This window comes from Neptuniibacter caesariensis (genome assembly GCF_000153345.1).
Classification (GTDB): domain Bacteria; phylum Pseudomonadota; class Gammaproteobacteria; order Pseudomonadales; family Balneatricaceae; genus Neptuniibacter; species Neptuniibacter caesariensis.
The window spans coordinates 807,557-817,423 of record NZ_CH724125.1 but is presented as its reverse complement, the minus strand read 5'-3'; the positions used below and the strand labels follow the sequence as shown (position 1 = coordinate 817,423).

Here is a 9,867-nt window from a genome sequence, read left to right as displayed (position 1 = left end):
GCCCTGTCCACGGACATGGTGAGTCAAAAAGGCGCTGGATGAGTACTGAGGAACTATTCAAGGAAGGAAACGAAATCACCATAGTACATAACCATCAGCCTTATAAACTCCGTGTAACTAAAAACGGAAAATTGATACTAACGAAATAAGATCTTTCAGGCTTTTAGCCAGCCACCTCGTTCTCGCATATCAATGCGATCTACCAGGCAGCCAGCAACCGCTTGTAGAACAACCTAATACAGTGTGATCGCTGTAGTTCTACTTGCGTGTTGCTGGCTGCCATATCAGACATGTTGTCTTACTTGGATTTGCCAGCTGTTCTGTTTTTGCAGAACCCTTTCTGAAAGCTTCTATTAGAGGAATAAGAAATGAGCAATCTAGCTTCAGTTTTCAGCAGAGAATCCACCCCCTGTCGGCTACAGGAACAGTACGATGAACTGCTGAACAACAATCCCAAACTTCGCCGTAAAGACGCTGCGGACCAATTAAATGTCCCCGAAGCAGACCTGATCGACAACCAGTGCGGTGTACGATCCGTCCGCCTTAACAAGCAGTTCAAAGAACAGATCGAGGCATTACCTACGCTAGGCTACATCATGAGCCTGACCCGCAACAAAGCGGCGGTTCATGAACGCAAAGGGATCTATAGCAACGTAAAAATCAATGGGCCAATGGGTTTGGTCATTACCGATGATCGAAAAATTGACCTGCGTATCATCCTGACCCGCTGGGCATATGGCTTTGCCGTTGCAGAAGAAACCCCGCGCGGTGAACGTTTCAGTTTGCAGTTCTTTGATAAAGCCGGCGTTGCTATTCAGAAAGTATTTATGCAACCCGACAGCAACACTGAAGCATATATCGAACTTGTTGAGCGGTTTATAAATCCGGATCAGGAAAGCGCGCTTGCTTACAGCAACGATTCCGATCGACCAGAGTATGCCGATGACACTGAGGTAGATGCAGAACAGCTACGTGTAGACTGGAATAAGATGACCGATGTCCACCAGTTCTTTGGCATGCTGCGTCGTTACAAAATCAGTCGAGAGCAAGCTTTCAGGCTGGCAGGTGCTCCAAACGCTATACCTATCTCTACCACAGAACTTGAGCGCATCCTCAACACAGCAGCTGACACTCAACTGCCGATCATGTGCTTCGTGGGTAATCACGGCAACATCCAGATCCATACCGGTCAAGTAGAGACCATTAAAACCATGGGGCCGTGGCTGAACGTTCTTGACCCCGAATTTAATCTACACCTGCTAAAACCTGAAATCACATCCGCCTGGCTCATCCGCAAACCCACTGAAGATGGCATCGTAACTTCACTGGAATTTTACGATGCAGAGGGAGAGACAGTGGCTCAATTCTTTGGTGTCCGTCAAGAAGGCACACCAGAAAACCCTGCATGGCGAGAGCTGGCTGAATCAACACTGAGTGAGGAAATCACCGAATGAAATTAAAGAAACTGCTCATTTCTACCTGTGCAGTTTTGTGGATGCAGCCGGTGGCTGCATCCACTGAACGCATTGTTACCGCTGACGGCTCCCTGACTGAAATCATTTATGCCTTACAAGCAGAGGATACACTTGTCGGTGTCGATACCACGTCTAATTACCCTGAGAGCGCTACTCAACTACCGCAGATAGGCTATAAGCGGGCGATCTCCGTAGAAGGTGTTCTCTCACTGAACCCCGACCTGCTTTTAATAACCGAAGAGTCCGGACCACCCAAAAGCATTAATCAACTCAGACAGACGGGCCTTAAGATTAAGCAATTTAGCGCAAAACCAACCATTGAAGCGGTGCAGGCTAAAATTACCGGCATTGCTGAACTATTAGGTAAAGCAGATAAGGGCGAAATACTTTGGAATGATGTCCAGTCGAGAATTGAAGCCGCAAAAGCGAAAACCAAGCAGGTAAAACAACCGGTTCGGGTTTTATTCGTTCTTGGTATGAATGAAAAAAGCCCAATAGTCGCGGGCCACAATACTCATGCAGAAAGCATGATCAAACTAGCCGGCGGCATCAATGCGATCGAAGGACTTGAAGGCTATAAACCGATCACCCCTGAGGCTGTTGCCGTTGCGAACCCTGACATAATTTTAATGATGGCGCGCAAAGAACACAGCATTCCAGCTGATAAGTTATTTAGCCAACCGGGGTTCATGCTTACGAAAGCCGCTAAAGCCCAGGGACTAATTAGTATGGAAGGCATGTATCTACTAGGATTTGGCCCACGTATTGGTGACGCAATCCATGAGCTGTCCGAAAAATTCTACCCACAACTCAAAACAGCTCAACAATGAACATCGCATTAGATCAAAAACGTCGTTTTATTATGGCCAGCATTAGCGTGCTGGCCATAGCACTATGTATCGCACTACCAGTATCCACAACTGTCGGTCCTATGGATATCAGCCCCTGGGACGCTATTGTTTCGCTGGCGAGTACTCTTGGGTTTATCAATACAGATATCCCAACTCATATCGCCACCATTATTGAACAGATTCGCCTTCCGCGCGCTATTTTAAGCATCCTGGTTGGCTCAGCCCTGGCAGTCAGTGGAGCAGCCATCCAGGGACTGTTCCGTAACCCTTTAGCTGATCCAGGCCTAATCGGGGTATCCGGGGGAGCTGCATTTGCTGCCGTTGGTATGATCGTATTGGGAAGCGGGCCGCTGTTTTTTCTTAAAGACTGGCTTGAGCCTTATAGCCTTGTTGTTGCAGCTTTTCTCGGTGGCTTTCTAACGACATTGCTTGTCGCAAGGATAGCGACTAATAAATTTGGCACCTCAATTGTCACCATGCTCCTGGCAGGCATAGCGATCAACATTGTAACGGGTGCTGGTATTGGAATTTTTACTTATTTGGCGGATGACAATCAGCTACGCACCCTCACCTTTTGGTCGATGGGTAGCCTCGGTGGCGCCACTTGGGAATCGGTACTTGTGTCCGGCACTTTAATCATACTGGCCATTATTATGATTCCTGCTAAAGCTCGCAGCCTGAATGCATTACTTTTAGGTGAATCGGAAGCGCGCCACCTGGGCGTGAACGTTGACAAAATAAAGCGCCAGGTCATATTACTTTCCGCTTTAGCCGTCGGTGCTGCTGTCGCGGTGGCGGGTATGATAGGGTTTGTCGGATTGATCGTCCCCCACTTAATAAGAATGACACTTGGACCAGACCACCGCTATTTATTGCCGGCATCGGCATTACTCGGAGGTCTTTTTCTACTTTGCGCTGACATGCTATCTCGTACCATCATCGCCCCCGCGGAGTTACCGATCGGATTAATCACCTCCATTATCGGCGGCCCCTTCTTCATTGCATTAATCATTTTCCGAGCCAAGAGGTTTAGCATATGAGCCTGATCGCAAAAAATATCAGCTTACTGATCGGAAATAAGATGCTTTTGGAAGATATTAACTTTGCGGTTCATCCAGGCGAACTCGTGGCTATTGTAGGGCCTAACGGCGCTGGAAAGTCATCGCTGTTCAAGGTACTCACTCGGGAATATGCTTTTTTTAATGGGACTGTCGAACTGAACGGACGAGCCTACACAGAGTGGGAACCTGAACAAATTGCGCTACAGATGGGCGTACTCCCCCAATCTTCCGGACTAAATTTCCCATTCAGTGCTTATGAAGTTGTCCTCTTAGGAAGACTGCCCCACAGCTCTGGTCGCATCAGAGACCAGGAAATAGCGCTTCATGCCCTACAACTTGTCGATGCTGAGCATCTTTCAAACGCCTCTTACCTTTCACTTTCTGGTGGCGAGAAGCAACGGGTACAGCTTGCACGAGTATTAGCTCAAATATGGGAAGAAACACCCGTTTTCGCAGAACGCTACCTACTCCTCGATGAACCTACATCCGCGTTAGACCTGCCTCATCAACATATGATCCTGAATCAAGCTAAAACAATCAGTCAGCAAGGTGTAGGGGTAGTAGCCATATTGCATGATCTCAATCTAGCCGCCGAATATGCCGACAGAATTGTCATGCTTAAAGAAGGAAAAGTGCACACCGAAGGAACAATCGAAACGTCACTGCAACCACCCCTTATTGAGCAACTATTCGATATCAAAGTTGATGTGATTAAACACCCACAGAGCGGGAAGCCTTTGGTTATTTCTTCAGGGCACTACAGCTAGGAGTTAAGTTTGAAAATGAATACAAGAATCGGTGCTTGGGTATTAACGACATGTTTCTTAACGTCTCTCATGGTGACAAACGTTAGCATTGCCGAAGAGCAAAGCTCCCCTGTTTTTCAAATCGGTGTAACTATTAGCAATAAGCTACCAACTGAACGTTTTAGCCAAAACTGGCCGGTACATGTTTACCTCACCTCTCCAGGCTCAAAGATCCCACTGAGTTCAAAAACAACCAGGCTAGATCAGCTACCGTTTAAAACAACCCTGACTGAAAAAGACAACGTTTTGCCTATGTTCACCCTTAAAGGGCATAAAGAACTTGTACTCGTCGTTAAAATTTCCAGTAGTGGTGATCCGCACAAAACCGGATCTGAAGATTATCGGCAAGTCAGCCCGGCATTTGAAATAAGCCCAAATGACAAAACCAGCCTATCGATGACTTTGTCAGAACAATAAAAAAGCCGGGCATCGCCCGGCTTTTTTTGGATACTACACGACATTAATTATCGCATGTTGATTCAATCTTATGGATCGACAAGTCAGCACCGTTGTACTCTTCTTCCTGAGACAAACGCAACCCACAAACCGCTTTAACACCGCCATAAACAATCACACCACCAATCACAGCCACAGCAATACCCGCTACTGTACCGATGATCTGCGACATCAGGCTAACTCCACCCAGGCCACCTAAAGCTTCAGTACCGAAGATACCGCAAGCGATCGCACCCCAGGCACCACATACACCGTGAAGAGGCCATACACCCAGCACATCATCAATCTTCCACTTGTTCTGCTGAATCGTGAACAGTACAACAAAAATTGCACCCGCAACCGCGCCAACAACCAACGAACCCATTGGATGCATCACATCAGAGCCGGCACAAACAGCAACCAAACCAGCCAAAGGCCCGTTGTGTATGAAACCAGGGTCATTCTTACCAAAGATCAGGGCAGTGATAATACCGCCGACCATCGCCATCAGCGTATTAACAGCGACCAGGCCAGAGATTCCATCCATTGTCTGAGCAGACATGACGTTGAAACCAAACCAGCCAATACAAAGAATCCAGGCACCCAGCGCCAGGAAAGGAATATTTGATGGCGGGAATGCGACAAGACGGCCACCTTTATAACGACCATTACGAATACCGAGCATCAGCACCGCAACCAAGGCTAGCCAACCACCAACACCGTGCACGACAACAGAGCCTGCGAAATCATGGAAACCTGCACCAAAACTCTCTTCCAACCACGCTTGGAAACCATAGTTGCCGTTCCAGATAATCCCTTCAAAGAATGGGTAAACAAAAGCAACAATCAGTGCAGAAGCAATCAGGAATGGCCAGAACTTACCACGCTCAGCAATACCACCTGACACAATCGCTGGAATAGCTGCCGCGAAAGTCATCAGGAAGAAGAACTTAACAAGCTCATAACCGTTGTTAGCCGCCAACTCAGCTGCAGGCGAGAAGAAAGTCACGCCGTAGGCTACCCAGTAACCGACAAAGAAGTATGCCATGGCAGAAAAACCAAAATCGGTCAGGATTTTAACCAGTGCATTCACCTGGTTTTTATGGCGTACGGTACCTACCTCCAGGAAGGCAAATCCGGCGTGCATGGCAAATACCATGATTGCGCCCATTAGGATAAATAGAGTATTGGAACTCTGGATAAGCGTCTCTACTGCGCTATTGACGTTTTCCACTGACAGTCTCCTGTTTTGGCCTTGTGCACCATAGTTGTACCGAAATAATATTTCAGCACCATTATGGTGCACCATTAGTGTGCAATTTATTATTAGCTCATCGTGTTTCTCAGAGTTTTTTAACACAAAGCCCGTAATTACGGGCTTTAGCGTTAATACCTATCAGAGCTCTAAAAAACGACAAACTATTTATGCTCTTTTATAAAGCACTATGCATGCCAAAACAGTCGATCCGCACTAAAAAAGCCCGTTAAGCTTTATGAGTGATGCGGAAACAGCAGTGAATCTTATCATTTCGCTTAAAATCAGGGTCTAAAGTGGCTCTGGTGATCTCTTCAATCTGGTAATCAGCCAGTGCATCGTGATCGATTTTGAAGCGTCGATAATTATTGGAAAAGTACAGTACACCCTCTTTACGAAGTAAACGCATTGCGCCATCGATAAGATCAACATGATCCCTTTGTACATCAAGAACACCTTCCATTCGTTTAGAATTGGAGAAGGTCGGCGGGTCCATGAAGATCAGGTCATATGCCTCGCCACGCTGGACTCTCAGCCACTTCAGGCAGTCAGACTGAACTTGTAAATTCTGTTCGTTATCCAGCCCATTAAGGTCCATATTGCGCTTGGCCCAATTAAGGTAAGTCGCAGACATATCAACACTGGTTGTACTCTTAGCGCCCCCTTTTGCAGCATGCACCGAAGCAGTGCCCGTATAACAGAACAGGTTCAACACATCCTTTCCAGCCGCTTCCTGCTGAATACGGTAACGAATGGGGCGATGATCAAGAAACAGACCCGTGTCGAGGTAATCATGTAGGTTCACCAACAGGCGACAACCATGCTCATTCATCTCTTTAAAGCGATGAGTCTCTGAATGCTTCTCGTATTGGCTGCTCCCCTGCTGCTTTTTCCGCTGTTTAAGGATTACCTTCTCGGCCGGAATCTGCAGAGCCACAGGTAATGCATTCATTACATCCTGTAAGCGAGCAAAGGTTTTTACAGGGTCTATCTTCTTAGGTGCCTGGTACTCTTGGACATGCACTTCATCACCATAGAGATCAACCGCGACCGAGTATTCAGGAATATCAGCATCGTATACGCGATAGCATTCAATCTCTTCGCGCTTAACCCATTTTGCGAGTTGTTTTTTGTTTTTCAGGAGGCGGTTAGCAAACATCTGTGCCCCGTCGCTCAGTTTTACCTCACCAGGCTCCTCAGCTTTCTCGCGTCGTTCAGAGACCGGATAGACAAACAGGCGACTTTCTAGTGCACCGTTAAAGAGCTTGTATTGCTTATCAGCACGTAGCCCCATAACTTTGCAAAGGTCAGGATTTGAAGTAAAAATCGCCGCAGTCCAGCCAGCAAACTGAGCTTTCAGCTTGTCCCCCAGGTGGCGGTAAAGAAACATCAGCTGCTGGGTTTCACCCAATCGCTCACCGTAAGGAGGATTGGTTACCAGCAGTCCGTTGCCTTCAGGCAACGCAGAGCGTTCCAGATCTTCCAAACGGCAGGTTGCAAAGTCGATAAATTCAGCAACGCCTGCCCGCTCCGCATTTTGTCTCGCTGAGCGTAATACCTGTTTGTCCTGATCACGACCCACCAATTGAGCTGACAGCGCAAGTAACCCTTTCGCCTTCCTTGCCTTAGCTTCAGCAATCAGCCCATCCCAGATTTCCTTGTGATGCCCTGTCCAGCGTGAAAAGCCATAACGCTTACGCTGGAGCCCCGGCGCTATATCCGCAGCCATCAAAGCCGCTTCAATCAACAATGTGCCTGAACCACACATAGGGTCCAGCAGCACTGCGTTGTCTTCTGACCTTTGCGGCCAACCACTACGGATCAATACTGCTGCGGCCAGGTTTTCTTTCATAGGCGCTTCACCTGCTTTAAGGCGGTAAGCCCTTCGATGCAGGCTGTCTCCAGATAGATCCAGTGCGACAGTAATCTTACCGCGGTGCATGCGCACATTGATACGCAGATCAGGAGCCACCTTATCAATACTAGGGCGTGCACCCGTCTTATCTCGGATCTGGTCAACAATGGCATCTTTAACTTTGAGAGCGCCAAAATGCGTGTTATTGATACCGCGGGTCTGACCACTGAAATCGATTAACAACGTGCCTTCACTGCGCATATGAGATAACCAATCAACTTGCTGGACCGACTGATAAAGATCATCCGCTGTTTCAGCCTCACCTTCCCATAATGGCATCAGGACACGGTTGGCCAGCCTGGACCATAAACAGATACGGTAGGCATCTTCTAACTCTCCCTGGCACTGTACACCTGCAACTGTCTGCTTAGTTTCAGAAATTCCCAGCTGTTGTAGCTCCTCTTCCAGAAGCAACTCAAGACCCTTTGGACAGGTAAGAAACAGTTTCATAGGATTGTTAATCTCAATATTCAATTCATTAATATGTGAAAAGCATTGAAAAAAATTCAACTTTCACAGAGAAGATTCGTTCATTAACTAACTTAATGAATGCAATCGTTTTTTTGCACCCACACACTAACTAAATTTATTACAGTCTAGTAACAAGATAGTCATATTCAATCGCATTACCGATCATTTTCCGATATTTATAGAAGTCTGCCTTGCGATTAATCAAAACTCTTTGGCAGATTTTAAGCGGATACCATGTCTCAAGGAACCGCTGCTCTCAAAAACTAAAAACATGAAGAGAGGCTCAACTACATGAAGAGACAAAAGCGTGATCGTACTACCACACTTTTCAATCGAGGCTTTCAAGCCGGATTAAGCGGAAAATCCCGGGACAACTGCCCGGTTAATACATCAGATTTACGAAGCCACTGGATGAGCGGTTGGCGCCAAGGCCGGGAGGCTCACTGGAATGGAATGGAAGGGGTTTCTGCCATTCAATCCGATCCGGCACTACATTGACGAACTAATTTCATAAATCAGGCTCCCATAAAGGGAGCCTTTTTTATTTGTGTAACTGCTGCATAGCCTTTACTGAATCGGCAACCAACTGCGGTCCACGATAAATAAATCCGGAATAGATTTGCACCAGGCTTGCACCCGCTTCAATCTTTTCAGCAGCATCGTAACCTTCTGTAATACCGCCTACCCCAATAATCGGTAGCGCACCCTCCAGCTCCTGAGCCAGAGTACGAATCACTTTGGTAGACTTATTACGCACCGGCGCACCCGATAAGCCACCCGCTTCGTCCGCATATTCCAGACCTTCGACACCCTCACGAGACAATGTTGTATTCGTTGCAATAACACCATCCATCTCATAAGACTTAAGCGAAGCCGCTACCAGTGCCAGCTCTTCATCAGTCATGTCCGGAGCGATTTTAACCGCAATCGGTACATATCGATCATGAAACTTGGCCAGTTTAGCCTGTTCAGATTTCAAGGCATCCAGCAAGCTGTTTAGGGACTCACCGTATTGAAGGGTACGCAAACCCGGCGTATTAGGCGAAGAAACATTGACGGTAATGTAAGAAGCCCGACCGTAAACCTTGCGTAGGCAATATAGATAATCGTCATTGGCATTTTCATTTGGGGTATCTTTGTTCTTACCGATGTTAATACCCAGAACGCCCTTATAACGACTTTTATCCAGATTTTTTAACAGAACATCGACACCATCATTATTGAAACCCATACGATTGATGATCGCCTGTTGCTCTGGCAGCCTGAAGATACGCGGCTTCGGATTACCTGCTTGAGGTCGAGGTGTCACAGTGCCCACTTCTACAAAGCCAAACCCCATTGCTGCCATTCCATCAACTGCAATGCCATTTTTATCCAGACCCGCAGCCAGACCTACCCGGTTAGGGAAGTTAATACCCATGACCTGTACAGGGTCTGACAGATTTTCAGCCCCTAGTAGCTGATTAACTCCAAGCGAAGCCGCCAGATTCATAGAACGTAGGGCAACGTTATGAGAAAGCTCTGGATCAAGCTGAAACATCAAAGAGCGAGTCAGTGAATACAACATAGTAGTTCCTGATGGAAAAAATTTGCACGAT

Annotated in this window: 10 protein-coding genes; 7 read left to right on the top strand and 3 right to left on the bottom strand. The window is 47.1% G+C overall.

Features of this window, described 5'->3' with window-relative positions; translation table 11 throughout:
* Positions 1-38: 38 nt before the first annotated feature.
* From hemP to MED92_RS03955, 6 genes are all read left to right on the top strand, one after another.
* Positions 39-149 (top strand): hemin uptake protein HemP, encoded by a 111-nt coding sequence (gene hemP, locus MED92_RS18795; RefSeq protein WP_238321507.1) that lies wholly within the window; start codon positions 39-41, stop codon positions 147-149.
* 219 nt (positions 150-368) lie between these two features.
* Positions 369-1,454, top strand: coding sequence for a hemin-degrading factor (locus MED92_RS03975; RefSeq protein WP_007020204.1), 1,086 nt, complete (start codon positions 369-371; stop codon positions 1,452-1,454).
* Complete coding sequence (locus MED92_RS03970) at positions 1,451-2,305, top strand: heme/hemin ABC transporter substrate-binding protein (protein ID WP_007020203.1); 855 nt, start codon at positions 1,451-1,453, stop codon at positions 2,303-2,305. Before MED92_RS03975 ends, MED92_RS03970 begins: the two co-directional genes overlap by 4 nt.
* The gene (locus MED92_RS03965) at positions 2,302-3,366 is read left to right on the top strand and encodes a FecCD family ABC transporter permease (protein WP_007020202.1); all 1,065 of its coding nucleotides are present in this window, start codon (positions 2,302-2,304) and stop codon (positions 3,364-3,366) included. Before MED92_RS03970 ends, MED92_RS03965 begins: the two co-directional genes overlap by 4 nt.
* Positions 3,363-4,154, top strand: a complete 792-nt coding sequence (locus MED92_RS03960; RefSeq protein ID WP_007020201.1) for a heme ABC transporter ATP-binding protein — start codon at positions 3,363-3,365, stop codon at positions 4,152-4,154. Before MED92_RS03965 ends, MED92_RS03960 begins: the two co-directional genes overlap by 4 nt.
* A 15-nt stretch (positions 4,155-4,169) precedes the next feature.
* Positions 4,170-4,610 (top strand): c-type cytochrome biogenesis protein CcmI/CycH, encoded by a 441-nt coding sequence (locus MED92_RS03955; RefSeq protein WP_040661528.1) that lies wholly within the window; start codon positions 4,170-4,172, stop codon positions 4,608-4,610.
* A 43-nt stretch (positions 4,611-4,653) separates the two neighbouring features.
* Here MED92_RS03955 and MED92_RS03950 read toward each other — a convergent pair whose 3' ends face one another.
* Positions 4,654-5,862: an ammonium transporter gene (locus MED92_RS03950; RefSeq protein WP_007020199.1), complete on the bottom strand. Its 1,209-nt coding sequence runs from the start codon at positions 5,860-5,862 to the stop codon at positions 4,654-4,656.
* A 250-nt stretch (positions 5,863-6,112) separates the two neighbouring features.
* On the bottom strand, positions 6,113-8,248 hold the full coding sequence (rlmKL, locus tag MED92_RS03945; RefSeq protein ID WP_007020198.1) for a bifunctional 23S rRNA (guanine(2069)-N(7))-methyltransferase RlmK/23S rRNA (guanine(2445)-N(2))-methyltransferase RlmL: 2,136 nt from the start codon (positions 8,246-8,248) through the stop codon (positions 6,113-6,115).
* A gap of 312 nt (positions 8,249-8,560) precedes the next feature.
* Here rlmKL and rmf point away from each other — a divergent pair, with 312 nt between their 5' ends.
* The gene (rmf, locus tag MED92_RS18790) at positions 8,561-8,767 is read left to right on the top strand and encodes a ribosome modulation factor (RefSeq protein ID WP_007020197.1); all 207 of its coding nucleotides are present in this window, start codon (positions 8,561-8,563) and stop codon (positions 8,765-8,767) included.
* A 43-nt stretch (positions 8,768-8,810) separates the two neighbouring features.
* Here rmf and MED92_RS03940 read toward each other — a convergent pair whose 3' ends face one another.
* A complete protein-coding gene (locus tag MED92_RS03940; RefSeq protein WP_007020196.1) occupies positions 8,811-9,836 on the bottom strand; it encodes a quinone-dependent dihydroorotate dehydrogenase in 1,026 nt (341 codons plus the stop codon).
* Between the last annotated feature and the right edge of the window lie 31 nt (positions 9,837-9,867).

Bases quoted from the DNA above. Each gene is read 5' to 3' on its own strand.
- hemP (WP_238321507.1), top strand. From the start codon at position 39: ATGAGTACTGAGGAACTATTCAAGGAAGGAAACGAAATCACCATAGTA.
- MED92_RS03975 (WP_007020204.1), top strand. From the start codon at position 369: ATGAGCAATCTAGCTTCAGTTTTCAGCAGAGAATCCACCCCCTGTCGG.
- MED92_RS03970 (WP_007020203.1), top strand. From the start codon at position 1,451: ATGAAATTAAAGAAACTGCTCATTTCTACCTGTGCAGTTTTGTGGATG.
- MED92_RS03965 (WP_007020202.1), top strand. From the start codon at position 2,302: ATGAACATCGCATTAGATCAAAAACGTCGTTTTATTATGGCCAGCATT.
- MED92_RS03960 (WP_007020201.1), top strand. From the start codon at position 3,363: ATGAGCCTGATCGCAAAAAATATCAGCTTACTGATCGGAAATAAGATG.
- MED92_RS03955 (WP_040661528.1), top strand. From the start codon at position 4,170: ATGAATACAAGAATCGGTGCTTGGGTATTAACGACATGTTTCTTAACG.
- rlmKL (WP_007020198.1), bottom strand. From the start codon at position 8,248: ATGAAACTGTTTCTTACCTGTCCAAAGGGTCTTGAGTTGCTTCTGGAA.
- rmf (WP_007020197.1), top strand. From the start codon at position 8,561: ATGAAGAGACAAAAGCGTGATCGTACTACCACACTTTTCAATCGAGGC.
- MED92_RS03940 (WP_007020196.1), bottom strand. From the start codon at position 9,836: ATGTTGTATTCACTGACTCGCTCTTTGATGTTTCAGCTTGATCCAGAG.